The 23,238-nt window shown below is 61.8% G+C and carries 22 protein-coding genes; 15 read left to right on the plus strand and 7 right to left on the minus strand.

All coding sequences use genetic code 11. The features are described 5' to 3' along the window. Nucleotides 1-54 precede the first annotated feature (54 nt). The 3 genes from NKI72_RS14710 (at nucleotide 55) to NKI72_RS14720 (ending at nucleotide 2,379) form a co-directional block, all read left to right on the plus strand. Entirely contained in the window at nucleotides 55-576 is a 522-nt protein-coding gene (locus NKI72_RS14710; protein WP_352682009.1) for a CoA-binding protein, read from the plus strand. A gap of 166 nt (nucleotides 577-742) precedes the next feature. After that, nucleotides 743-2,023 (plus strand): O-acetylhomoserine aminocarboxypropyltransferase, encoded by a 1,281-nt coding sequence (locus NKI72_RS14715; RefSeq protein ID WP_352501542.1) that lies wholly within the window; start codon nucleotides 743-745, stop codon nucleotides 2,021-2,023. 5 nt (nucleotides 2,024-2,028) lie between these two features. Next, nucleotides 2,029-2,379: a cupin domain-containing protein gene (locus NKI72_RS14720; protein ID WP_352501543.1), complete on the plus strand. Its 351-nt coding sequence runs from the start codon at nucleotides 2,029-2,031 to the stop codon at nucleotides 2,377-2,379. A 159-nt stretch (nucleotides 2,380-2,538) separates the two neighbouring features. Here NKI72_RS14720 and NKI72_RS14725 read toward each other — a convergent pair whose 3' ends face one another. Beyond that, nucleotides 2,539-3,678, minus strand: coding sequence for an LVIVD repeat-containing protein (locus tag NKI72_RS14725; protein ID WP_352682004.1), 1,140 nt, complete (start codon nucleotides 3,676-3,678; stop codon nucleotides 2,539-2,541). 129 nt (nucleotides 3,679-3,807) lie between these two features. Between NKI72_RS14725 and NKI72_RS14730 the strand changes: the two genes are divergently transcribed. Both NKI72_RS14730 and NKI72_RS14735 read left to right on the plus strand, forming a co-directional pair. Next, the gene (locus NKI72_RS14730; RefSeq protein WP_352850241.1) at nucleotides 3,808-3,978 is read left to right on the plus strand and encodes a hypothetical protein; all 171 of its coding nucleotides are present in this window, start codon (nucleotides 3,808-3,810) and stop codon (nucleotides 3,976-3,978) included. 127 nt (nucleotides 3,979-4,105) lie between these two features. After that, a complete protein-coding gene (locus NKI72_RS14735; protein WP_352682001.1) occupies nucleotides 4,106-5,020 on the plus strand; it encodes a LysR family transcriptional regulator in 915 nt (304 codons plus the stop codon). A 160-nt stretch (nucleotides 5,021-5,180) separates the two neighbouring features. Here the strand turns inward: NKI72_RS14735 and NKI72_RS14740 are convergent, their stop codons facing one another. Next, complete coding sequence (locus NKI72_RS14740) at nucleotides 5,181-6,428, minus strand: cytochrome P450 (protein WP_352833292.1); 1,248 nt, start codon at nucleotides 6,426-6,428, stop codon at nucleotides 5,181-5,183. 96 nt (nucleotides 6,429-6,524) lie between these two features. Between NKI72_RS14740 and NKI72_RS14745 the strand changes: the two genes are divergently transcribed. Further along, nucleotides 6,525-7,628, plus strand: a complete 1,104-nt coding sequence (locus NKI72_RS14745; protein ID WP_352449347.1) for an NAD(P)/FAD-dependent oxidoreductase — start codon at nucleotides 6,525-6,527, stop codon at nucleotides 7,626-7,628. Nucleotides 7,629-7,632: 4 nt separating this feature from the next. Here NKI72_RS14745 and NKI72_RS14750 read toward each other — a convergent pair whose 3' ends face one another. Further along, the gene (locus NKI72_RS14750) at nucleotides 7,633-8,223 is read right to left on the minus strand and encodes a hypothetical protein (RefSeq protein ID WP_352833289.1); all 591 of its coding nucleotides are present in this window, start codon (nucleotides 8,221-8,223) and stop codon (nucleotides 7,633-7,635) included. 343 nt (nucleotides 8,224-8,566) lie between these two features. Between NKI72_RS14750 and NKI72_RS14755 the strand changes: the two genes are divergently transcribed. The 4 genes from NKI72_RS14755 (at nucleotide 8,567) to NKI72_RS14770 (ending at nucleotide 13,936) form a co-directional block, all read left to right on the plus strand. After that, nucleotides 8,567-9,196: an ATP-dependent Clp protease proteolytic subunit gene (locus NKI72_RS14755; RefSeq protein WP_023674655.1), complete on the plus strand. Its 630-nt coding sequence runs from the start codon at nucleotides 8,567-8,569 to the stop codon at nucleotides 9,194-9,196. Nucleotides 9,197-9,500: 304 nt separating this feature from the next. After that, nucleotides 9,501-10,775, plus strand: coding sequence for an ATP-dependent Clp protease ATP-binding subunit ClpX (clpX, locus tag NKI72_RS14760; RefSeq protein WP_006332719.1), 1,275 nt, complete (start codon nucleotides 9,501-9,503; stop codon nucleotides 10,773-10,775). Between the two features lie 280 nt (nucleotides 10,776-11,055). Next, complete coding sequence (gene lon, locus NKI72_RS14765) at nucleotides 11,056-13,467, plus strand: endopeptidase La (protein WP_352491903.1); 2,412 nt, start codon at nucleotides 11,056-11,058, stop codon at nucleotides 13,465-13,467. A 196-nt stretch (nucleotides 13,468-13,663) separates the two neighbouring features. Further along, nucleotides 13,664-13,936 carry an HU family DNA-binding protein gene (locus tag NKI72_RS14770; protein ID WP_006201846.1) on the plus strand — a complete coding sequence of 91 codons (273 nt, stop codon included), beginning with the start codon at nucleotides 13,664-13,666 and terminating at the stop codon, nucleotides 13,934-13,936. 74 nt (nucleotides 13,937-14,010) lie between these two features. Here NKI72_RS14770 and NKI72_RS14775 read toward each other — a convergent pair whose 3' ends face one another. After that, entirely contained in the window at nucleotides 14,011-15,033 is a 1,023-nt protein-coding gene (locus NKI72_RS14775) for an aldo/keto reductase (RefSeq protein WP_352833286.1), read from the minus strand. Between the two features lie 184 nt (nucleotides 15,034-15,217). On the opposite strand from NKI72_RS14775, the gene hxlB reads away from it, so the two are divergent. Continuing rightward, complete coding sequence (hxlB, locus tag NKI72_RS14780; protein WP_352833283.1) at nucleotides 15,218-15,784, plus strand: 6-phospho-3-hexuloisomerase; 567 nt, start codon at nucleotides 15,218-15,220, stop codon at nucleotides 15,782-15,784. Between the two features lie 5 nt (nucleotides 15,785-15,789). Beyond that, on the plus strand, nucleotides 15,790-16,533 hold the full coding sequence (locus NKI72_RS14785; protein WP_352833280.1) for a creatininase family protein: 744 nt from the start codon (nucleotides 15,790-15,792) through the stop codon (nucleotides 16,531-16,533). Nucleotides 16,534-16,583: 50 nt separating this feature from the next. Here NKI72_RS14785 and NKI72_RS14790 read toward each other — a convergent pair whose 3' ends face one another. The 3 genes from NKI72_RS14790 to NKI72_RS14800 all read right to left on the minus strand — a co-directional run bounded on the left by NKI72_RS14790 (nucleotide 16,584) and on the right by NKI72_RS14800 (nucleotide 20,429). Further along, nucleotides 16,584-17,501, minus strand: a complete 918-nt coding sequence (locus tag NKI72_RS14790; RefSeq protein ID WP_352833277.1) for a carbohydrate ABC transporter permease — start codon at nucleotides 17,499-17,501, stop codon at nucleotides 16,584-16,586. 13 nt (nucleotides 17,502-17,514) lie between these two features. Further along, a complete protein-coding gene (locus NKI72_RS14795; protein ID WP_352456633.1) occupies nucleotides 17,515-18,636 on the minus strand; it encodes a carbohydrate ABC transporter permease in 1,122 nt (373 codons plus the stop codon). Between the two features lie 128 nt (nucleotides 18,637-18,764). Beyond that, on the minus strand, nucleotides 18,765-20,429 hold the full coding sequence (locus tag NKI72_RS14800) for an ABC transporter substrate-binding protein (protein WP_023674663.1): 1,665 nt from the start codon (nucleotides 20,427-20,429) through the stop codon (nucleotides 18,765-18,767). 293 nt (nucleotides 20,430-20,722) lie between these two features. Between NKI72_RS14800 and NKI72_RS14805 the strand changes: the two genes are divergently transcribed. Genes NKI72_RS14805 through rbsK form a run of 3 tightly spaced genes read left to right on the plus strand, consistent with a single transcriptional unit; the run spans nucleotide 20,723 to nucleotide 23,211 of the window. Further along, nucleotides 20,723-21,781, plus strand: coding sequence for an ABC transporter ATP-binding protein (locus NKI72_RS14805; RefSeq protein WP_352449436.1), 1,059 nt, complete (start codon nucleotides 20,723-20,725; stop codon nucleotides 21,779-21,781). Between the two features lie 31 nt (nucleotides 21,782-21,812). Next, nucleotides 21,813-22,265, plus strand: coding sequence for an RbsD/FucU family protein (locus NKI72_RS14810; protein ID WP_352471958.1), 453 nt, complete (start codon nucleotides 21,813-21,815; stop codon nucleotides 22,263-22,265). A 4-nt stretch (nucleotides 22,266-22,269) separates the two neighbouring features. Next, nucleotides 22,270-23,211, plus strand: coding sequence for a ribokinase (gene rbsK / locus NKI72_RS14815; RefSeq protein ID WP_352833274.1), 942 nt, complete (start codon nucleotides 22,270-22,272; stop codon nucleotides 23,209-23,211). Nucleotides 23,212-23,238: the final 27 nt, after the last annotated feature.

The following is a 23,238-nucleotide window of genomic DNA, read 5'->3' on the forward strand; positions in this document are numbered from 1 at the left end:
CAAGCCACTTGCTCGGCTGTTGGCACCTCACTCCGAAGCGCTGTATGACGAGGCATGAACCACGACGCCTACGACAACGCCTATATCGCCGGCATCCTCAATTCGGTGAAGACCATCGCCATGGTCGGCGCATCGGCCAATGACGTGCGGCCGAGCTATTTCGTGCTGAAATATCTGCTCGGCAAAGGGTTTTCGGTGTTCCCGATCAATCCCGGCCAGGCCGGCAAGGAAATCCTCGGGCGGATGACCTATGCCAGGCTGGCCGATGTTCCAGAGCCAATCGACATGGTCGACGTCTTTCGCGGCTCCGCTGCCGTGCCGGGCATCGTGGACGAGGTGTTGCGGCTCGATCCGCTGCCGAAAGTCATCTGGATGCAGCTTGGTGTGCGCAATGACGAGGCCGCCGCGCGCGCCGAGGCCGCCGGCATCAAGGTGGTGATGAACCGTTGCCCCAAGATCGAATATGGCAAGCTGTCCGGCGAGATCGGCTGGACCGGCGTCAATTCCGGCGTTTTGTCGTCGAAGAAGCCGCTGATGCGGCCGGGATTCCAGAGTTTCGGCGTTCGCCAGAAGTAGGTAGTGAATAGTGAATGGTGAATAGAAAGATTTTTCTGGAAGGCGGGCAAGGCGGCATATGAGCCGCTTGCAATCAGGGTGGGGCTGGCCGACTTTGCCATTCACCATTCACCATTCACCATTCACCATTCACCATTCACCATTCACCATTGAGGGAGGTTTTTCGATGGCCCGCACGCCCGGTTTCAACACGCTCGCCGTCCATGCCGGCGCCAAGCCGGATCCGGCGACCGGCGCGCGAGCGACTCCAATCTACCAGACCACCTCCTTCGTCTTCGACGATGCCGACCATGCCGCCTCGCTGTTCGGGCTGAAGGCGTTCGGCAACATCTACACCCGCATCATGAACCCGACGCAGGCGGTGCTGGAAGAGCGCATCGCGGCACTCGAAGGCGGCACGGCAGGCCTTGCGGTCGCCTCCGGCCATGCCGCGCAGGTGCTGGTCTTCCACAATCTGATGCAGCCCGGCGACAATTTCGTTTCCGCGACAAAGCTTTACGGCGGCTCGATCAACCAGTTCGGCCACGCCTTCAAGAATTTCGGCTGGCAGGTGCGCTGGGCCGACACCAATGATATCTCGACCTTCGAGAGCCAGATCGACGACAGGACCAAGGCGATCTTCATCGAGAGCCTGGCTAACCCTGGCGGCGTCTTCGTCGATATCGAGAAGATTGGCGACATCGCCCGCAAGCACGGCCTGCCGCTGATCGTCGATAACACGCTGGCCTCGCCCTATCTGCTGCGGCCGATCGAGCATGGCGCCGACATCGTCGTGCATTCGCTGACCAAGTTCATCGGCGGTCACGGCAATTCGATCGGCGGCGCTATTGTCGACGGCGGCACGTTCGATTGGTCGAAGTCGGGCAAGTATCCGATGCTGTCGGAGCCGCGCCCCGAATATGGCGGCCTCGTCCTGCACGAAACCTTCGGCAATTTCGCTTTCGCCATTGCCGCCCGAGTGCTCGGGCTGCGCGATATCGGCGCGGCGATTTCGCCGTTCAATGCATTCCTGATCCTGACCGGTCTGGAAACCTTGCCGCTCAGGATGCAGCGCCACTGCGACAATGCGTCGGCGGTCGCCGGATGGCTCTCCAACCATCCCAAGGTCGCTTGGGTTTCCTATCCCGGCTTGCCCGGCGACAAGAACAACGCGTTGCAGAAGAAGTACTCGCCGCTTGGCGCCGGCGCGGTGTTCACCTTCGGGCTGAAGGGCGGCTATGCGGCGGGCATCAAGTTCGTCGAGGCGCTCGAACTGTTCTCGCATCTGGCCAATGTCGGCGACACCAAGTCGCTGGTCATCCACCCGGCATCGACCACGCATCGCCAGCTTTCCGACGAGCAGAAGATCAACGCCGGGGCAGGGCCTGACACGGTCAGGCTTTCGGTCGGCATCGAGGACGTCAACGACATCGTCGCCGATCTGGAACAGGCTCTCGCCAAGGTTTGATCGCCATGACCACGCCGAAATTTCTTTCCGTCGGCGTCGACACCGTCGAACCGGAACTTGGCGCACCAGCGCCGGATCGCCTGATTTCGGGCGATCCGAAATTCCGCACCTGGAATGTCGAGGAACAGGACGGCGGCCTCTATGCCGGCATCTGGGAAGCAACGCCGGGCAAATGGCGCATCGAATATGACGAATGGGAGTTCTGCCACATCCTGTCAGGGGTCTCGGCGATCGCCGAAGACGGCGGGAAGGCGCGCACCGTCAAAGCCGGCGATAGTTTCGTGCTGAGGCCGGGCTTTAAGGGCAGCTGGGAAGTGCTTGAAACGACGCGCAAGGAGTATGTGATCAAGCTTTGATCTCGCATCGCGCCGGACTTTACAAAAGGCGATCGATGTCCGTGTCGGAAAATCCGTATCGGCTCATAATGCCGCGGTGCCATGAAACTTTCCCAGCAAATCATGACTGCCTCCGCTTCCGCGCTCCGACTAAGGCTTCATTCAGGGTGAATGTGACCGTCACGTTCGATCCGTTTCCGGCCGCGGGCCGGTGTAGCGGAGAATCCAGAGCCCCTGGTTCTTGTCAGTTATGTAAATGAAGCCGCGCCGGTCCACGACCACGTCCTCGGTCTGAACAACCAGCTTGTCTTCCGGCATAGGGCCGTAGCGTCGGACTGGCTCCGGCGGGATGAAGTAGCCGACCTCGCGCGGAAGCCGAGTATTCGAGACGTCATAGACCCTGAGCCCGGCGTTGAAGTGCGCGATATAGAACAGATCGCCTTGTTTCTGGACATCGGGATGATGCTGGTGGTGGTTGATGTTGTGCGGTCCGCGCCAGCCGCCACGAGTTGTGAAATCCGAATAGGGAGCGCCTTCGGGTGGCACTGGTTCGGGCAACAGCGACAGCAGAAAGGGTTCACTGGAATCGGAAATATCGACGATCGAAGCGTGATGCATCGGACCAAGTCCATAGGTGACGTTCTCCGAATTGGCGAAGGCAATGCCGCGCTCTGGAATCGGCAGCACGCTATGCACACCGAAGCGCGAGTGAAACGGAGGGCTGAAGCTCAGGCCGCCGACCTGCCTCGGCTGGGAGACATCGCTAATATCGAGCACAACGATTCCCGCCGCACCATAAGGCAAATAGACAAGATCGCCAGTGACATAAGGCGGGCCGTGCAGCGAGACATCCTCGCCCGTGCTGGCGCAGAAGGCGCCGCACATGCATTGCGGCTTCAGTCGCAACCGGTAGCGATCGGCGGTCTCCTGGTCGGCGGCGGGCTTCGCAGCCGCAAAGCTCTCGCCGCCGGCCTCGTGCTGGCCCGGCACCCACCAGCGTCCGGCTTCGCGCGGATTCGAGCGATCCGAAATATCGAGGATGACGTAGATGTTGCCCCTGTAACCCGGCATGCCGGCGGCAAGGTGGACATAACGTCCACCGGGATAGAGGTTGCGATGCGTGCCGTTTCCGCCGGTGCGGTAGTGACTGAGTTGTTTCGGATTGATGGGGTCCGCGATATCCCAGATCAGAACGCCTTCGCCGAACGGTGCGTCGGGGTCACCGCCGAAATTAGCAAAGGGCTTTTCGAGGGCGGTCACCATCGTGTCGCCGGACAAATCTATTTGTAGAGTCCAAGTATTCGTGCCGAGATAGGGCACGAACTTGACCGTCTCGGGCTTGGCCGGGTCGGTCACGTCCACGATGCTCCAGCCGGAGTGCCAGAAGTGCCCAGTGTAGAGATACCAACGTTCGCCAACCTGCCTGATCGCCATTTTGAAGGCTGGGCGATGATCGAGATCGGTATAGCCCACTGCTTCGACATTGTGGGCGAAAGCGCCAGGGGGCGCTGGCGACGAAGCTGGAACGGGTTGGGCAAGGGCCTCGCAAACAAGACCGGATTGAGATGTCGCGGCGATCGTCGCGCCGATGAGCGGCACTTTCAGCATCTGGCGGCGTGAAATCTCGGAATTTTTCAAAGCGCGTCTCCCGGATTTTGCAGCTTTCCGGATTTTGCAGATTCCGATACTTTCCCTCCAATATCGTTTGAGCCATGGGTAATTCTATTTGGGAAATTAAAGGCTGAAGATGAACCACAAGCTGATGCAGTCCTTCATGGCCGTCGCCGAAGAGCTGCATTTCGGGCGCGCGGCAGCGCGCTTGCATATCTCACAGCCGCCCCTGACAAAGCAGATCCAGCAACTGGAACAGGCGATGGGTGTGCGCTTGCTGGAGCGCACCAAGCGCAAGGTCGAACTGACTGCGGCGGGGCGTGTGTTCCTTGATGAGGTTAGGGCCGTGCTTCAGCAGACAGAGCAGGCGGTGGAGCTTGCTCGCAAAGCCGATCGTGGCGAAACCGGCCATCTTGCTGTCGGATTCATCGACGCGGCTATCTACAGCGTGGTGCCGTCTGTCGTCCAACGCTTCACCAAGCGCTATCCCGAGGTCGAGTTGAGCCTGACCGACCTGCGCATTCCCAATCAAGTCAGGGCTGTGGCCGAACGCCAGCTCGATATCGGTTTTGTTCATCCTCCCGTCGTTCACAACGCATTGAAGGTCGAAAGCATACTGGTCGAACCCCTGATCGTGGCCTTGCCGGAAACGCATCGGCTGGCCTCGGAAGCAGAGGTCGCGCTAGCCGACTTGGCCTCCGAAGCGTTGATTCAGTTCCCGCGCAGCATCAATCCATCCCTCTATGACGAGATCGTCGGGTTGTGCCGTTCATCCGGGTTCAGCCCGAGGATCGTTCGAGAAGCAACGCCGAAGCAGACAATCATCGGACTTGTATCCGTCGGGCTGGGCGTCTCGCTGCTGCCCGCCTGTCTGCAAAATTTGCGCCGGAGCGGCGTCGTTTATCGCCCTATCCAGGGACGAACCTTGTCTATCGACACTTCAATCATCTACCGGCATGAACAACCCTCGCCGGTGCTGAAGGCCTTCCTCGACATCGTCCGCGAGACGACGCAAAAAGATTCAAATCCCGTCTCTCTTCAAGCTTCATGACCGAATTTCTGTAGGCATCCGGGATTTTTAGTGTGAGGTCCTGCTTCCGGTAGCTTCATCGTTCAATCAGCGATTATTTGGCACTCGCGGCCTTGAGATGTTACCTATTTGACCGGAATTCGCCGGAGCCGGCTTCGAAGCCTGTCGTCGGAAGCCGTCCTCAGATTCTGACGGCAAGCGTTTCCAGCCCGTGGAAATGATAGGTGTCGCGGAAGCGCGGCTGTTCGGCAAGATGCAGCTGCGGTAGCCGGTCGAACAAGGTTTTCAGCGACACCTGCAGTTCGAGCCGGGCGAGCGGCGCGCCGATGCAGAAATGGATGCCGGCGCCGAACGATACGTTCTTCTGGTCGGCACGGTCCGGCCTGAAGGCGAGGGGCTCGGCAAACGCAGTAGGGTCGCGATTGGCCATGCCGAGCAACAGCCCGATCGTCTCGCCCGGCTGGACGATGATCCCCGGCCCGGCCTCGACCTCCTGATAGGCGTAGCGCGTGAACATGTGCAGCGGCGCGTCGAAGCGCAGGCACTCTTCGACCGTCGCGGCTGTTGCTTCCGGTGAGGCGAAGAAGCGGCGCGCGTCGCCGCCTTGCGCAAGGATCGAGCGCACCGCATTGCCGGTCTGGTGGACAGTTGCTTCATGGCCGGCATTGAGCAAAAGGATGGCCGAGGATACCAGCTCGTCCTCCGACAGTTTCTGGCCGTCCTCCTGTGCCGCAATCAGCAGCGACAGAAGATCCTCGCCCGGCCTCTTTCGCCGCTCGGCGACGTAGCCGCGCAGAAAATCGGAAAAGTCGCGCGCGGCGCGATTGGCCGTGTCCTCCGTCTCGCGGGTGCGGCCATGCATGTACATGGCGACCATCCGATGCGACCAGTCGAGCAGCTGCGGCCCCATGTCGACCGGCACGCCGAGCATCTCCGCAATGATGGTGATCGGCAAGGGAGCTGCGAATGCCGGCAGCAGGTCGACTCCTCCTGGTTCGAGACGGTCGATCAGTTCGTTGGCCAGCGCCTCGACACGTGGCCTGAGCCGCTCGACCTGGCGCGAGACGAAGGCGCGGTTGACCAGCGTTCTGAGCCGTGTGTGGACAGGCGGCTCCAGCTCCAGCATCGAATTGGCCTCGACGTCGTCGAAGGCGCTGAGATGCGTGCGGTCCTGGCCGATGCCCCGGCTGTCCGGAATGCCGGCCGGGTTCTGGCGGCCGAAGCGGCGATCGCGCAACAGACGGTTGACGTCGTCGAAGCCGCCAAAGCACCAGAAACCAAATTCTTCCCAGACGAAGGCGTTCGATGCGCCGTGCAGGAAGGCATAGGCTTCGTAAGGGTCCTGGAAAAAAGCCGGTTCGTGCGGATCGAGCCGCAGGCGGCGGGAGGCTGGATCAAAGGCAAGGTAGGGCGGCTTCAATTCGGTCATGCCAGATCATTAGCGCGGCTTGCCTGTCTGGTGCCAGACCGTATGTTGGCCCTCCCGTGAGGCGAGCCGCCGAAGCGGCTGCGGAAGGACGGTTTCATGAATGTGATCGTGGTCGGTGCAGGCATTGCCGGGCTTTCGACGGCGTGGTCGCTGGCCAAGGCCGGTCACCTCGTCTCGATCGTCGAGCAGGGACCAATCCCCAATCCGCTCGCCGCCTCCGGCGACCATCATCGCATCATCCGCCGCGCCTACCGGGCCGGAACGGGCTATGGCCGGCTGATCACCGAAGCGTATGAAGCCTGGGATGAGATGTGGGCCGATCTCGGTGAAAGCCATCTCGATCCGCGCGGCTTCATCTGCATTTCGCGCCAGCCGGGCGATGAGGCCGAGGAATACCGCGAAGGCATGGAAGCCGGGAACTACCCGTTCGAATTGTTCGAGCCGGATGCCGCGGTCGAACGCTGGCCGTTCCTAGAACCTGGTTCATTCCGCTATGCGTATTTTTCGCCGGACGGCGGCGCGCTGCACTGCCGCAAGATCGCTGCCGGCCTCGCCAGGTGGCTGCGCGCGAACGGCGCCAATGTCTACGAAAACAGCAAGGTGGTCGAGATCGACGCCGAGGCCGGGCATGTCGTGCTGGCGGGCGGCGAAACGATGCAGGCCGACCGGATCGTCGTCGCTGCCGGCGCCTGGGTGCTAAAACTGTTCCCGGAGCTGGATGGCGAGCTGAAAACCTGGCGCACCGCGCTCGCCTATGTCGAACCGCCGACGGACCTGAAAGCGGTCTGGCAGGAAGCACCGGTCGTCCTCAACATCGGCGGCACTGTCGACGGCTACGCCATCCCGCCCTCGGGCGGGGCCGGCATGAAATTCGGCTCGGGCCTGCACAGGGTGCCGACCAGCGATGCCGACTGGAACCGTCAGCCGGTGCCGGGCGAAGGCGAGGCGATCCGCAACCTGTTTTCACCGCCGATTGCCCGTATTGACGAGTACAAGGTCACCGAAGTGGTCACCTGCGCCTACACCTTCACCGCCGACGAGAAATTTCTGGCCCACCGGAAAGGCAGATGCCTGGTCGTCTCGGCCTGCTCCGGCCACGGCTACAAGTTCGGCGCGGCGGTCGGCAGAAGGGTTGCGGCCTGCGTCGGCAATGGCGATGTCGGCGGCCTGAAGAAATGGCTCAGGGCCGAGGCGGCCTGAGCGCCTAGTATCGGCAATGCCTCGGAATATGTACGCGCCGCCAGCTGGATGAGCCCTCCCTGACCACCACGCGGCGGGCCACTGTCTGATAAGACGACGGAATTTCGATGATGCGCCGCTGCTCCGGCCGCACCAGCACCTCTTCGGCGACGCTCTCGTATTCGGCGGGCAGGACAACGCGCCGCCGGCGTTCCGGCTCAATCACGACGATCTCGGCCACGCGTTCATAGCGCGCCCTGTGCCTGACCTTGCACAGCACCTTGCGGCCATGAATGATGCGCCATTCCCAGGAATAGCCGCCGTCATCGACCCTCACGGACCGGTAGATGGTGCGGGTGATGGCGGGCACGATCTCGTAGCTGACGCGCGCCGGCGCGATCTGCACCACGCGCTCGCGCGTCCCATAGATCGGCGCTTCATACTGCACCTGCTGGCCGGCTGGGCTGACGAGCACCTCCTCGTAGACGGTGTCGTAGACGGCCGGCCGATTGACCTGCTCGTAGCATTCGACCGCGCGTCCGCCGGCAGCCGTTTCGGACGCCATGCCGAGAACGCTGATGCCGGTAAGGGCCAAGGAAGCAACTTTCTTGATCATAGCACTCCCCTGTTTGAACTGCGAAGCGAGTTCAACGTTGAATTGTAGGGTAAGCCGTGGCCGGAAAAAGCGGTTTCACCACTTTTCGTTAAGCGATGGGGTTAAGAAACTGCTAACAACGGCCAAGCATGAGCGCCCCTTCCCACGGCAGGAGAGGGGCTACAGGCACGGCGACAGGCGAAACTGGTTTGGAAACCTTGATTCGACTTAACCGGATGGCTAGTAGAGGCGGCCTTGCGCTAGGGTGAGCCGGCATCCTATTTACACAATAACGATCCAGAACCGATTCTGCCCGATTGCAAATCTCCGGCGCCGGAATCCCATCCTCAAAAAGGGATAGTCCATGAAGAACCCCGTCGAAACCTACATGAACCTCGTTCCGATGGTGGTCGAACAGACCAATCGCGGCGAGCGGGCCTACGACATTTTCTCGCGGCTCCTCAAGGAGCGCATCATTTTCATCACCGGCCCGGTCGAGGATGGCATGGCGACGCTTGTCTGCGCGCAGCTGCTGTTCCTCGAGGCGGAGAATCCGAAGAAGGAAATCAACCTCTATATCAACTCGCCCGGCGGCGTCGTCACCTCCGGCATGGCGATCTACGACACCATGCAGTTCATCAAGCCTGCGGTGTCGACGCTCTGCATCGGTCAGGCCGCCTCGATGGGCTCGCTGCTCTTGACGGCGGGCCACAAGGACATGCGCTTTGCCACGCCGAACGCCCGCATCATGGTCCACCAGCCTTCCGGCGGCTTCCAGGGCCAGGCTTCCGACATCGAGCGCCATGCCCAGGACATCATCAAGCTGAAGCGCCGCCTCAACGAGGTCTACGTCAAGCACACCGGCAAGAGTTATGATGAGATTGAAAAAACGCTCGACCGTGACCATTTCATGACTGCCGACGAGGCCAGGGATTTCGGCCTCATCGACAAGGTCATTTCGTCACGTGAGCCGGTCGAAGGTATTGCCTTATAGGTCCGCGGTGGCCCCGCGGTGGCAATGAGTGGCGGGATCACGCGCTTTTGGCGCAGCTTGCGGCATTTCGGCCACAATTGGCTGTTCCCTCGACGGGTGCAATTGCCTACGTTAAGGCTATGTTGATTTTCGACGGCTTAGCTTTGCGTGGGGTTGTTCGAATCATTGCCCCGTTTTCCGATTTGTGTTTCGTACGGAATGCGTTGCGGGAGCCGGGGCACTGGCGGCAGCGGATTCCCGCGATAGATTGAATATGCGCCCTTTCAACCAGACCATCGGCGGGCGGCCATGAAAGGACATGAAAATGAGCAAGGTCGGCAACAACAGCGGTGATTCCAAGAACACGCTTTATTGCTCGTTTTGCGGCAAAAGCCAGCACGAAGTGCGCAAGCTGATCGCCGGGCCGACGGTGTTCATCTGCGACGAATGCGTCGAACTGTGCATGGACATCATCCGCGAGGAGAACAAGACCTCGATGGTGAAGTCGCGCGAGGGCGTGCCGACCCCGCAGGAAATCCTCAAGGTTCTCGACGACTACGTCATCGGCCAGCCTTACGCCAAGCGCGTGCTGTCGGTGGCCGTCCACAACCACTACAAGCGCCTCGCCCATGCCGGCAAGAACAACGACGTCGAGCTGGCGAAGTCGAACATCCTGCTGATCGGCCCGACCGGCTGCGGCAAGACGTTGCTGGCGCAGACGCTGGCCCGCATCATCGACGTCCCCTTCACCATGGCCGACGCGACGACGCTGACCGAGGCCGGCTATGTCGGCGAGGACGTCGAAAACATCATCCTGAAGCTGTTGCAGTCGGCCGACTACAATGTCGAGCGCGCCCAGCGCGGCATCGTCTATATCGACGAGATCGACAAGATCTCGCGCAAGTCGGACAATCCCTCGATCACCCGCGACGTGTCGGGCGAGGGCGTGCAGCAGGCACTTTTGAAGATTATGGAAGGCACTGTCGCCTCCGTGCCGCCGCAGGGCGGCAGGAAGCATCCGCAGCAGGAATTCCTGCAGGTCGACACCGCCAACATCCTGTTCATCTGCGGCGGCGCTTTCGCCGGCCTGGACAAGATCATCTCGGATCGCGGCAGAAAGACCTCGATCGGATTCGGCGCCATCGTCGCTTCGCCCGAGGATCGCCGCACCGGCGATGTTTTCCGCCTGGTCGAGCCTGAGGATCTGTTGAAGTTCGGCCTCATTCCCGAGTTCGTCGGCCGTCTGCCTGTCCTGGCGACGCTGGAGGATCTCGACGAGCCGGCGCTGATCCAGATCCTGACCGAACCGAAGAACGCGCTGGTCAAGCAGTATCAGCGGCTGTTCGAGATGGAGAATGTCGACCTGACCTTCCATGAGAACGCGCTGTCGGCGATCGCCAAGCGCGCCATCGAGCGCAAGACCGGCGCACGCGGCCTGCGTTCGATCATGGAAGCGATCCTGCTCGACACCATGTTCGAGCTGCCGGCACTGGAAGGCGTGCGCGAAGTGGTTATTTCGGAAGAGGTGGTGTCAGGCAACGCCAGGCCGCTCTACATCTATTCCGAGCAGAAGGAAAAGAAGGGCAACGTCAGCGCCTGACGTGAGCCGGCAATGGATTTTTCTGAAACGGCGCCGCAGGGCGCCGTTTTGCTGTCGCACACCGCGTACGGCGCCGCGTAGTGGCTGCGGATTGGAGGGACGGACCGTGTTGACCCTTGATCTTTACCCCCTGTGCCTCCAACTAAAGGCGGAAGGCCGTGGTGCCGAATTCTGTGCTGTAAAACTCCCGTCACAAACGGTGGTAGGCGGAACGATCCCCGGTCGTTAATATGAGATTCGCGGTTGGCCGATTGGCGGCCGCGACATGAAAGGTTGGACAATGGCCAAATTATCCAAGGCTCCCAGCGACGGCGTCTTCGCAGTCCTCCCACTGCGCGACATCGTGGTGTTCCCGCACATGATCGTTCCGCTCTTCGTCGGGCGTGAAAAGTCGATCAAGGCGCTGGAAGAAGTGATGGGTCAGGAAAAGCAGATCCTGCTCGCGACCCAGATGAATGCCGCCGACGACGATCCGGAGCCCGATGCCATCTTTGACATCGGCACGCTCGCCAATGTGCTGCAATTGCTGAAACTGCCGGACGGCACCGTGAAGGTGCTGGTCGAAGGTGCCTCGCGCGCGAAAATCGTCGCGTTCACCGACCGTCCCGATTTCCATGAAGCCCGTGCTGCGGCGCTGGTCGAACCGGATGAGGAAGAGGTCGAGGTCGAGGCGCTGGCGCGTTCCGTGGTCACCGACTTCGAGAACTACGTCAAGCTGAACAAGAAGATCTCGCCCGAAGTGGTGGGTGCTGCCAGCCAGATCGACGACTATTCCAAGCTCGCCGACACGGTCGCTTCGCACCTTGCCATCAAGATCCCCGAGAAGCAGGAGATGCTCGCCACGCTGTCCGTGAAGGAACGGCTGGAAAAGGCGATGGGCTTCATGGAAGCCGAAATCTCGGTGCTCCAGGTGGAGAAGCGCATCCGCTCGCGCGTCAAGCGCCAGATGGAGAAGACGCAGCGCGAATACTACCTCAACGAGCAGATGAAGGCGATCCAGAAGGAGCTCGGCGAGGGCGAGGACGGCCGCGACGAGGCCGCCGAGATCGAGGCGCGGATCAAGAAGACCAAGCTCTCCAAGGAGGCCCGCGAAAAGGCGGAAGCCGAGCTGAAGAAGCTGCGGACGATGTCGCCGATGTCGGCTGAATCGACCGTCGTGCGCAACTATCTCGACTGGCTGCTGTCGATCCCGTGGGGCAGGAACTCCAAGGTCAAGCAGGACCTGGCCTTTGCCCAGAATGTGCTCGATACCGATCATTTCGGCCTCGACAAGGTCAAGGACCGCATCGTCGAATATCTCGCTGTGCAGAGCCGCCAGAAGAAGCTGAAGGGGCCGATCCTGTGCCTCGTCGGACCTCCCGGCGTGGGCAAGACCTCGCTCGGCAAGTCGATCGCCAAGGCGACCGGCCGTGAGTTCATCCGCATGGCGCTGGGCGGCGTGCGCGACGAGGCCGAGATCCGTGGTCACCGCCGCACCTACATCGGCTCGATGCCCGGCAAGGTCATCCAGTCGATGAAGAAGGCGAAGAAATCCAACCCGCTCTTCCTGCTCGACGAGATCGACAAGATGGGCCAGGATTTCCGCGGCGATCCGTCATCGGCTTTGCTCGAGGTGCTCGATCCCGAGCAGAACTCGACGTTCATGGACCATTACCTCGAGGTCGAATACGACCTGTCGAGCGTGATGTTCGTGACGACGGCGAACACGCTGAACATCCCTGCGCCCTTGATGGACCGCATGGAGATCATCCGCATCGCCGGCTACACCGAGGACGAGAAGATCGAGATCGCCAAGCGTCACCTGATGCCCAAGGTGATCCGCGACCACGCGTTGCAACCGAAGGAGTTCTCCGTCGGCGAGGACGCGATCCGCGGCATCATCCAGACCTACACCCGTGAAGCGGGCGTCAGAAGCCTGGAGCGCGAGCTGATGAAGCTCGGGCGCAAGGCGGTGACCGAGATCCTGAAGACGAAGAAGAAGACGATCAACATCACGGCGGACAATCTTGCCGATTACCTTGGTGTTCCGCGCTTCCGCTTCGGCCAGGTCGAGAGCGACGATCAGGTCGGCGTGGTCACCGGGCTCGCCTGGACGGAAGTCGGCGGCGAGCTGTTGACGGTGGAAGGTGTCATGATGCCCGGCAAGGGCCGCATGACCGTGACCGGCAATCTGCGCGACGTGATGAAGGAATCGATTTCGGCGGCGGCGTCCTATGTCCGCTCGCGGGCCATCGATTTCGGCGTCGAGCCGCCACTGTTCGACAAGCGCGATATCCACGTCCACGTGCCGGAGGGTGCAACCCCGAAGGACGGACCGTCGGCTGGCGTGGCGATGGCGACGGCGATCGTCTCGGTGCTGACCGGTATCCCGGTCAGGGCCGATGTGGCGATGACTGGCGAGATCACGCTGCGCGGCAGGGTGCTGCCGATCGGCGGCCTTAAGGAAAAGCTGCTTGCCGCACTCCGCGGCGGCATCAAGAAGGTGCTGATTCCGGAAGAGAACGCCAAGGATCTGGCGGAGATTCCGGAGAACGTGAAGAGCGGCATGGAGATCATTCCGGTCTCACGGGTTGGCGAAGTGTTGCGCCATGCGCTGGTGCGCATGCCGGAACCGATCCAGTGGGTCGAACCCGTCAATGCGCCGGCCGTGGTCGATGTCGGAGACGAGGCTGGTAAATCGCTGGCGCATTAGTGCTTGCTAAAGTTGCAATGCACAAAGAGAGAGCCGGGCCTTGAGCCCGGCTTTTTCATGTGAAGAACCGCGGATTTCCGGGCTTTTTTCGACTTTCCCGGCGCTTTTCGACTTGGTTGCCGGAGCGCTTCTTTCTAAAGTCCGTTTCCTGCCGGATGAGTCGAGTGTTCCGGTTTTCTCATGGAAGGGAATTTTTATGAACAAGAACGAACTGGTGTCCGCTGTCGCCGATGCCGCGAGTATTTCGAAGGGTGACGCGCAGTCGGCGGTTGATGCGGTGTTTTCCGTCATCACCGGCGAACTGAAAAAGGGCGGCGATGTCCGGCTTGTCGGCTTCGGAAATTTCACCGTGTCAAAACGCGCCGCGTCGACCGGCCGCAATCCGCAGACCGGTGCGGAAGTGAAGATCCCGGCGCGCACCGTGCCGAAGTTCTCGGCCGGCAAGGGCCTCAAGGACGCGGTCAACTAGGCGCCTCCTTAAGTCTTTCAGAGAAAAGAAAAGCCGGCATATCCGGTTTTTCTTTTCTGTTGGAAAAGGCGGCGCTATGCCGTCGGCGCGTCCGTGCGCATCAAGCCTTCTTTCTTGAGATCGGTCCACAGCGCCGATGGCAGCTTTGCGTCGAGCAGGGAGCGATTGCTTTCGACTTCGCCCGGCCGCTGGCCGCCGGGGATTACCGAGACGACGGAAGGATGCAGCAGCGGGAACTGCAGCGCCGCCTCGATCAGGCGCACGCCGTGGCGTCTGCAGACGGCCTCGATGCGGGTGACGCGGTCGATGATGTCCTGCGGCGCCTCCGAATAATTGTAGTAGGCGCCGGGCTTCGGCCCGGTTGCCAGGATGCCGGAATTGTAAGGCCCGCCGAGAACGATGCCGATGCCGCGTTGCTGGCATAGCGGCAGGAAAGACTGCAGCGCTTCCTGCTCCAGCAGCGTGTAACGCCCGGCAAGCAGGAACAGATCGAAATCGCCGCGCTCGGCCAGCGTCTGGGCAACCTGCCACTCGTTGATGCCGCCGCCGAATGCCTTGATCACGCCCTGGTCGCGCAATGCCAGCAATCCGTAGTAGCCGGAGCTCATGAATTCCTGGATGCGCTGGTCCGAGGCTTCCTTGCTGCCATGGGTGAAGATGTCGACATCGTGCACGAAGAGGATGTTGATGCGGTCGACGCCGAGCCGTTCCAGCGAGGCCTCGAAGGAGCGCATGACGCCGTCATAGCTGTAATCGTAGACCTCTCGGCGCGATGGGGTGTCGAAGAATTTGCCGATGCCGGTGCGCTGTTCCGGCGGGCAGGCGCGCATTATGCGCCCGACTTTGCTGGACAGCACGTAGTCGTCGCGCTTCTTCGAACGCAGGAACGGATTGAGCCGCGTTTCGGCTAGGCCTAGCCCATAAAGCGGCGCGGTGTCGAAGTAGCGGCAGCCGACCCGCCATGCCGCCTCCAGCGTAGCATTGGCATCCTCGTCGGGGACGGCGCGGTAAAGATTGCCGAGCGGTGCGGTGCCGAAGCCGAGCTCGGTGAAGGTGATGCCGCCATTGCCGATGCGGTCGAAATGCCGTGTCTTCATATGTCGTCGTTTCCTCATTCACGATTTGCCGTGACACTATCACGGCTGTAGCGCATCAAAAGCACTGCGTGTCGTTGGACACCGATTTTCGCGGTGATAGCATGAATGAAAACAAGCTGTTCGGGGCAAAGGTGACTAAGATATTCAAATGGTTCTCCGGCACCGGCAGGCTGGTGCAAATGTCATGACAGACGCCGGCGAAAACCTGTTTGGGATTGCGCTGAACGAGCTTGGCACCGTGCTGGAGCGTATCGACGCAAGCCGCATCGACGCCGCTTGCGCCATCTTGGCCGGTGCGAAAAAGATCGTCACCTATGGCTGCGGCCGCGAGGCGCTGCAGGTCAAGGGTTTTGCCATGCGGCTCTATCATCTCGGTCTGCCGGTGTCGGTCGTCGGCGACATGACCACGCCGCCGCTGGGCGAGGGCGATGTCTTCCTCGCCAGTTCCGGCCCCGGTGAGACGTCGACGGTGCTGACCTTGATGCAGGTCGCGCGCGAGGCCGGTGCCACAGTCCTGCTGCTCACCGCGCAAGCCGACAGCACTGCCGCAAAGCTGGCCGACTTCACATTGCTTATCCCGGCTCAGACCATGGCCGACGACCAGGGTCCCGAAAAGACATCCGTCCTGCCGATGGGCTCGGTTTTCGAAGGCGTGCTGTTCGTCCTCTTCGAAGTGATGGTGCTGAAGCTCAGGGACCTGACCGGCGTCTCGGCGGAAGCGATGCGCGCCCGCCACACCAATATGGAGTAGGTGTCATGCGCTACGAATTGATGCTGCCGCATCAGATACGCAAGGTGATCGCCGAAAACCGGCCGGTCGTGTTGCCGCTGGGTGTGCTTGAATATCACGGCGAGCACATGGCCGTCGGCATGGACACGCTGGCGGTGGTCAAGAGCCTGGAACTGTTCGAAAAAGAAGCCGAAATCGTCATTCTGCCGCCCTTCTATTACGGCGCGGCGAGCTATGCCGTTGCAGCACCGGAGGGCAGTGGTTCGCTGCAGGTCGGCGGCAATGTGCTGGCGCCATTCGCGGAAGAACTGTTCTATAGCCTGCTGCGCATCGGCTTCCGCAACATCCACGCCATCATTCACCACCAGACCGAAAATTTTGCCGCCGGCATGCCAACCGATCTCGCCTTCAAGGCCGCCGGCCGGCAGGCGATCTTCCGCTTCCTGGAGAAAGAACGTGGCGAAGGCTGGTGGGGCTCTGCGGCGATGGCTGACTATTATGCCGAACACGCCGAGGGCAGCAATTTCTTCAACTGGGTGCAGGTGCATCCGCTGATGCCGGCCTCACTGCACAGCCAGTACCCGTTCGACCATGCCGGCATCGGCGAGACGTCGCTGATGCTGGCGCTGTGCCCGGAGGCGGTGGATGCCGGCCGCTTCGCCGACAACACCGGCTGGTACACGGCAAGTGCGCCCGAAGCTTCGGCGGAATTGGGGCAAAAAGGGGTTGCCATGATCCTCGAGCATTTGCGAGCAACACTTTCGGGTTAGCGCGCTTTTCCCTTCTCCCGCAACAAGGGGAGAAGGGAGAGCCGGCGCAGTTATTTCACCGCGCCCGCTGTCATGCCCATGATCAGGTAACGCTCGAGCGCGATGCCGATGACGGCGAGCGGCGTGATGGCGGCGGTGGCAAGCGCTGCCATCGACCACCAGTTGATGCCTTGTGAGCCGGTCTGGCTGGCCACCATGACAGGAATGGTCTTTGCGTCGGTCGAGGTCAAAAGCGCTGCGAAGAAATACTCGTTCCAGCACAGCACCATCGCCAGGATGAAGGCGGCGACCATGCCCGGCAGCGCGATCGGCATGACGATGCGCAAGAAGGCGCCCCAGATCGACAGGCCGTCGACGAGTGCTGCCTCCTCCAGCTCCACCGGGATGGAGTTGAACTGGTCTCGCATGATCCAGATGACGATCGGCAGCACCATCAGCGTATAGAGCAGGATCAGCCCGACGCGTGTGTCGAGCAGGCCGACCTCCCGGTAAAGCACGAGGAAGGGCAAGGCCAAAACCACCGGCGGCAGGATCAGCTGAGACAGGAAGAAGAAGGAAATATCCTCGTTCCTGAACCAGGCAAACTTGTAACGATAGCGGGTCAGCCCGTAGGCGGCGAGGCTGCCGATGACGATGGCGAGGGTCGACGCACCGACCGAAGTGATGACCGAATTCATGAAACGCTTGATGAATTCGTCGCGGACCGTCGACGTCCGAAAGATCGAGTCCGGCGACAGGCCGAGCGAACGCCAGCCTTTCCAGTCGGGCCGGAAGTCGACGAACGGGATCAGATGGCCCTGGGTGACGTCGACCGCGGTCTTGAACGAAGTGGTTATCGTCCAATAGATCGGGAACAGGCAGATGAAAGCCCAGAAGATGAGCGCGCCATAGATGAAGACGCGGTTAGCGAGGAAGCTCGCCGGCGAGCGGATTTCGGAAGCGGCATAGTCGGTGGTCTGAACGCTCATCTTGCCGGCCCGATCAGTTGACGTTGCGCACGAAGCGGCTGGCGAACTTCAGCAGCCAGGTCACGAACACGATGATGATGATCAAATAGGCCATCGCCAGCATCGTGCCGTAGCCGACGTTCGAACGGTCGCGATATTCGCGGTAGATGAAACTGGACACCGAATCGGTCGCGCCGCCCGGCCCGCCGGAGGTGACGGTGATGATGATATCGGCGAGCTTCAGCTTGAAGATGATGCGCAGGATGACCGCTGTCACCGACACCGGCAGCATCAGCGGGAAGGTGACCTGCCAGAAAGTCTGCCAGGCAGTGGCGCCATCGACACGCGCTGCCTCGAGCACCTCGCGCGACATCGCCTGCAGGCCGGCGAGCAGCATGATCATCATGAACGGGATGAACGTCCACGCGTCGAGCACCATGATCGAGATGCGGGCGGTGATCGGGTTGGAGAAGAAGGCCGGGTTTTCCCAGCCGAGGTGGCGCGCCAGCGTCGCGGCGGGCCCGAAGCGGTATTCCATCAGCGACTTGCCGATCATCCACGACACCGCCACCGGCGACAGCATCAGCGGCATGAGAAACACGACGCGGAAGAATTTTCGTGCCCTAATCTGCGCGTTGAGCAGCAGCGCCAGGCCGAAGGCGATGACATATTCGACGAACACCGCCAGCACGTAGAGCACCATGTTGAACAGCGCGTTGCGATAATAGGCGTCGTTCAGCATCTGCCAGAAATTGTCGAGCCCGTTGAACTGCCGTCCGCTGAAGGAACTGAGGTTCCAGTCGGTCAGCGCGATGTAGAAGCCGAATAGCGTCGGGAAGATCACCATGGCAATGGTAAACAGCAGCGCCGGCAGCAGGAACAGCGCGCGCTGGCCGTCCTCGCCGCGCGTCAGCACCTGGCCGATGCCGAGCGCGACACCCCACAGCACGTAGGCATAGACCACCGGCCGCCAGGTGTCGAAGCCGATAGTGTCGACCTCGCTCTTGTAGAGGATTTGCAGCGCGATCACCGCCAGAAGGCCGAGCGTCGCAGCAGCCATCAGCGCCCAGCCAAGCCGTTTGCGGCTCCGCGGAATCAGGTCGGATGGCACGGCGCCTGCCGGCCATTCACTTGTCGACAAAGTCTGGTCAGCCAGGGTCCGGTCAGCCACGCGTCTTGCCTGTTCACAGGAGGCTCGATGACCGGCCGAGCCGATCGAGGCCGGGCCGGTCAAGCGGATGTCCGGCGGCTGTGCGCCGCCGGACCAGGTTTCACGATCTCAGCCTACATGCCGAGCGAGGCCTTGTAGAGCTTGACCTGTTTGTCGCGGCCGATCTGGTCGGTCAGCTTCTCCCAGGCGGCTGCGATGGCGTCGGCGCCTTCCTGCGCCTTCATCTTGCCGGCAAAGGTGTTGGCCAAAATGTCCTCGGCGGCGCTGTAGTACTGGAATATGCCGGGGATGCGCGGCTCGATCGCCGCGTTGGGATGGTTGTAGCTGTCGGCTTCCGACTTCAGATACGAGGTGATGAACGCCTCGTCGTAGCCCGCCGCCACCCATTCCGGAATGTTGAAATGCGAGTTGCGATAGGGCTGGAAACCCGACGGATAGGCCGCGCACCAGAGCGACAGGTCCTTGCCGCCGAGATGGGCAGCGGCAGACCATGCCGCCTTCTTCTTCTTTTCGTCGCTGTCGACGCGGGCCATGACGTAAACGCCCCAGCCGAGATAGGCGCAGTTCGGCGCATGGTTCGGGCCGCTGGCGAGCTTGTCCCACTGGCCGGTCTTGGAGTTGTAGACATCGTCCGAGCCCGGCAGGATCGAGAAGCCGGTGATGTCGCCGACGACCGAGGAATCGTTGGTCTTGACGTTCGAACCGACGTCGCCCCACCAGGTAACCATCGAACCGGTGCCTGCCAAGAATTGCTGGAAGGCGGTGGTGTTCGGGTCGGCGTTGATCTGGTCGGCAGGTTCGGAGGGCAGGGCATCGATGACGTCCTGGATCGCCCGCACCCATGCCGGATTGTTGACGCGCGGCTTCATCGTGTCGGCATCGAACAGCCAGGCCTTGTCATCGGGATGCTTGGCGTAGGCGCTGGCGCGGCTGCCGAGGAAATAGAAGCCGAAACCGCCCCAGGGCTTGGGCGCATCGAGGTAGCCAAAGACATCCTGGCCCTTCACCTGCTTGCCCTTGAGGAATTTCGTCACCGCCTGCACCTGCTGCCAGGTCTTCGGCACGCCCCATTCGCCTTCTCCGCCGCCGTCCTTCCAGGCCTTGGCGAGGTCGGCATCGGCAAACACGTCGGTGCGGTAGTTGAAATTATGTGCGTCGCCGTCAACGGTCACGCGATATTGCTTGCCGTCCCATGTGCCCACCGGCGGCTGCAGATAGGCCACGACATCCTTCATGTCGATCTGGTCCTTGACCCAGTCCGGCATCTCGGAGGTGAGACCCTTGCCGCAGACGTCGCCTTCGAACGGTGCCCCCATTTCGATGATGTCGAAATCGACGGTGCCGGTCGCGATCGACTGCTGCAGGCGGGCGTTGTAGTCAGCCTGCGCCAGGTCGATCCAGTTGATCTTGGCGCCGGTATAGGTCTCCCACGGCTTCAGGAAGCCGCGAAACAGCACATTGTGCAGGTTCTGGTTGTTGAGGCCCATGAAGGTGAGTTCGACGCCGGCGAATTCGCCTTCCTTGACATTGGCCTTGGTGGCTCCCAGGCAAAGCTCGCCGACCTGCTGGAAATCGGCATCGGTCGGCTGACCCTTGCCGACACCCGGAATCTGCAGGATCTGCGCGCGCAGGTCGTCGGCGGCCGCAGCCGTGCGCGTCAGCGCACCAAGTCCGGCGCTTGAGGCCGCCGCGAGGGCGGCCATGCTGGCCGCTCCCTTCAGCACGTCGCGGCGGGTGGCCCCGGCGCGGACAAGTTGGTTATAAAGGCTGACTTTCATTTCGTTCCTCCCAGAAGGTCAATTGTGAATTGGTTCAGATGGTGGAGCGCCGATTATGTTCCCCAACGACAGCGACTCCGGTAAATAGCGGCCCGAATTCTCCCTCCCGCGACGCTTGGCATTCAGTGCCGGACAAGCGTACCGGTGCGCCCGGAACAGGGTCATAAGCCGGGCACTGTCACTATTCGCACAACGAAGTGCGGTGTCAACGTGAATGGGTTTTTTATCTATAAGAGACTGACTTGCCCTAGCCGTTTGCGTTGTTTAGCTTCACGGCAACTGAAGGGGGAATGATGGCTCAAGTCGCGATCCGCAATGTGGCCAAGGCGTTCGGAACCGTCAAGGTTCTGCACGATGTCAGCGTCGACATCGCCGACGGACAGTTCGTGGTGCTGGTCGGGCCTTCCGGTTGCGGCAAGTCCACGCTGCTGAGGATGGTGGCCGGGCTGGAAACGGTCTCCGGCGGCACCATCGCCATCGGCGAGCGCATCGTCAACCATTTGCCGCCGGCCAAGCGCGACATCGCCATGGTGTTCCAGAACTACGCGCTCTATCCGCACAAGACGGTCGAGCAGAACATGGCCTTTGCTCTCAAGCTGCGCAAAACCGACCCGGCGGTGGTCACTGAGCGGGTCAAGCGCGCCGCCGACATCCTCGACCTCAATCCCTACCTCAAGCGCTATCCGCGCCAGCTCTCTGGCGGCCAGCGCCAGCGCGTCGCCATGGGCCGCGCCATCGTGCGCAACCCGCAGGTGTTCCTCTTCGACGAGCCGCTCTCCAATCTCGACGCCAAGCTGCGTGTCCAGATGCGCACCGAGATCAAGGAACTGCACCAGCGGCTGAAGACCACCACCATCTACGTCACCCACGACCAGATCGAGGCCATGACCATGGCCGACAAGATCGTGGTGATGCGCGACGGTCGCATCGAACAGGTCGGCGCGCCGCTGGAATTATTCGACCGGCCAGCCAACCTGTTTGTCGCCGGCTTCATCGGCTCGCCCTCGATGAACCTGCTCAAGGGCGTCGTGCGCAAGGGCGACAAGCCCGTCGTCGAGATCGCCGGGACGCCGTTCCCGATTGCGGCGACCAGTGCCGTCGAGGATGGCCGTAATGTCGTCTACGGCGTGCGGCCCGAGCACCTCGAAATCCATCCCGATGGTGTTCCGGCGAAGATTTCGGTGGTCGAGCCGACCGGTTCCGAGACTTTGGTGTTCCTGCGCTTCGGCGAGGGCGAGATGGTGGCGCTGTTCCGTGAGCGCCACGACTTCAAGCCGGGCGACACACTGCACCTGAAACCGCGGCTCGACCAGGTGCATCTCTTCGACGCAGAGACCGGCAAGCGTCTCTGATTTCGCCCCAGCAAACTTCGCGAGGAATACCATGCTCAAAGGAATCAATCCGCTGCTCAATGCCGATGTGCTGCAGGCGCTGCGGGCGATGGGCCACGGTGACGATCTGATTATCGCCGACACCAATTTCCCGTCCGATTCGGTGGCGCGCCAGACCGTGCTTGGCCGGCTACTGCGCATCGATGCGTCGGCGGCCGACGTGGTCAAGGCGGTACTGTCGCTCTATCCGCTGGACACCTTCGTCGACGATGCCGCCGCGCGCATGGAGATCGTCGGCAAGCCGGACGACATTCCCGCCGTGCAGAAGGAAGTGCAAAAAGAGATCGATGCCGCCGAGGGCAAGGCCTGGCCGATGATCTCGGTCGAGCGCTACGCCTTCTACGAACGCGCCAAGAAGGCCTATTGCGTCATCCAGACCGGCGAGCGCCGCTTCTATGGCTGTTTTGCGTTCCGCAAGGGCGTCGTGCCACCGGATGCGGAGTAGCGGGATGCCGGCGAATCCGATCGTCATGAAGCCGGTTGTCATATTGGGCGTCTTCGTCGCCGATACGGCCTACCGCGCCGCCCGCCAGCCGCGCATGGGCGAGACGATCCTGGGCACGTCCTTCACGCTCGGCCCCGGCGGCAAGGGCTCGAACCAGGCGGTGGCGGCCGGCCGGCTCGGCGCCGACGTCACCTTTCTTACCCGCCTCGGCGTCGACCCCTTTGCCGATATGGCGAGACAGACCTGGTCGCACGCCGGCGTGAAGAGCGCCGTCATCGACACACCGGAAAGCTACACCGGTGCCGCCTATATCTTCGTCGAGGAGACGAGCGGCAACAACGCGATCATCGTCAGTCCGGGTGCGGCGATGCTGATCTCGCCCGCCGATATCGAGGCAAATGCCGGCCTGATCCGCGCGGCCGGCGTTTTCGTCACCCAGCTCGAACAGCCGATCGAGGCGGCGCTGCGGGCGCTGGAGATCGCGCGCGGGGCAGGGGTGACCACCATCCTCAACCCGGCGCCCGCGGCCAGGCTTCCGGACCGCATCTACACGCTTTGCGACTATGTCACGCCGAACGAAACCGAGGCCGAGGAACTGACCGGCATCAAGGTGTCCTCGATCGACGACGCCCGCCGTGCCGCCGACAGCCTGCTTGAGAAGGGCGTTGGGGCAGTCATCGTGACGCTTGGCGAAAACGGTGCGCTGCTGCACACGGCCGATCGTTCCGAGCATGTCGCAGCGGTCGCCGCCGGCCCGGTGGTCGAGACCACAGGCGCGGGCGACGCCTTCAACGGCGGCCTGGCTGCCGCGCTGTCGAGGGGGATCGAACCTCTGGAAGCGGTGCGCTTCGCCTGCGCCGTCGCCGGCATCTCGGTGACGCGCCCAGGCACCGCCCCGTCCATGCCGACGCTGCAGGAGGTCGAGGCGCTGCTCGCCGAGGGGTGAGACCGTATGGATTACATCATGAACGAC

The sequence above is a fragment of the Mesorhizobium sp. M0437 genome, assembly GCF_040321335.1.
Classification (GTDB): Bacteria; Pseudomonadota; Alphaproteobacteria; order Rhizobiales; family Rhizobiaceae; genus Mesorhizobium.

What these genes read in the sequence shown, in the direction of transcription:
- NKI72_RS14710 (WP_352682009.1), top strand. Translation starts at nt 55, where the DNA reads ATGAACCACGACGCCTACGACAACGCCTATATCGCCGGCATCCTCAAT.
- NKI72_RS14715 (WP_352501542.1), top strand. Translation starts at nt 743, where the DNA reads ATGGCCCGCACGCCCGGTTTCAACACGCTCGCCGTCCATGCCGGCGCC.
- NKI72_RS14720 (WP_352501543.1), top strand. Translation starts at nt 2,029, where the DNA reads ATGACCACGCCGAAATTTCTTTCCGTCGGCGTCGACACCGTCGAACCG.
- NKI72_RS14730 (WP_352850241.1), top strand. Translation starts at nt 3,808, where the DNA reads ATGATCGAGATCGGTATAGCCCACTGCTTCGACATTGTGGGCGAAAGC.
- NKI72_RS14735 (WP_352682001.1), top strand. Translation starts at nt 4,106, where the DNA reads ATGAACCACAAGCTGATGCAGTCCTTCATGGCCGTCGCCGAAGAGCTG.
- NKI72_RS14740 (WP_352833292.1), bottom strand. Translation starts at nt 6,428, where the DNA reads ATGACCGAATTGAAGCCGCCCTACCTTGCCTTTGATCCAGCCTCCCGC.
- NKI72_RS14745 (WP_352449347.1), top strand. Translation starts at nt 6,525, where the DNA reads ATGAATGTGATCGTGGTCGGTGCAGGCATTGCCGGGCTTTCGACGGCG.
- NKI72_RS14750 (WP_352833289.1), bottom strand. Translation starts at nt 8,223, where the DNA reads ATGATCAAGAAAGTTGCTTCCTTGGCCCTTACCGGCATCAGCGTTCTC.
- NKI72_RS14755 (WP_023674655.1), top strand. Translation starts at nt 8,567, where the DNA reads ATGAAGAACCCCGTCGAAACCTACATGAACCTCGTTCCGATGGTGGTC.
- clpX (WP_006332719.1), top strand. Translation starts at nt 9,501, where the DNA reads ATGAGCAAGGTCGGCAACAACAGCGGTGATTCCAAGAACACGCTTTAT.
- lon (WP_352491903.1), top strand. Translation starts at nt 11,056, where the DNA reads ATGGCCAAATTATCCAAGGCTCCCAGCGACGGCGTCTTCGCAGTCCTC.
- NKI72_RS14770 (WP_006201846.1), top strand. Translation starts at nt 13,664, where the DNA reads ATGAACAAGAACGAACTGGTGTCCGCTGTCGCCGATGCCGCGAGTATT.
- NKI72_RS14775 (WP_352833286.1), bottom strand. Translation starts at nt 15,033, where the DNA reads ATGAAGACACGGCATTTCGACCGCATCGGCAATGGCGGCATCACCTTC.
- hxlB (WP_352833283.1), top strand. Translation starts at nt 15,218, where the DNA reads ATGACAGACGCCGGCGAAAACCTGTTTGGGATTGCGCTGAACGAGCTT.
- NKI72_RS14785 (WP_352833280.1), top strand. Translation starts at nt 15,790, where the DNA reads ATGCGCTACGAATTGATGCTGCCGCATCAGATACGCAAGGTGATCGCC.
- NKI72_RS14790 (WP_352833277.1), bottom strand. Translation starts at nt 17,501, where the DNA reads ATGAGCGTTCAGACCACCGACTATGCCGCTTCCGAAATCCGCTCGCCG.
- NKI72_RS14800 (WP_023674663.1), bottom strand. Translation starts at nt 20,429, where the DNA reads ATGAAAGTCAGCCTTTATAACCAACTTGTCCGCGCCGGGGCCACCCGC.
- NKI72_RS14805 (WP_352449436.1), top strand. Translation starts at nt 20,723, where the DNA reads ATGGCTCAAGTCGCGATCCGCAATGTGGCCAAGGCGTTCGGAACCGTC.
- NKI72_RS14810 (WP_352471958.1), top strand. Translation starts at nt 21,813, where the DNA reads ATGCTCAAAGGAATCAATCCGCTGCTCAATGCCGATGTGCTGCAGGCG.
- rbsK (WP_352833274.1), top strand. Translation starts at nt 22,270, where the DNA reads ATGCCGGCGAATCCGATCGTCATGAAGCCGGTTGTCATATTGGGCGTC.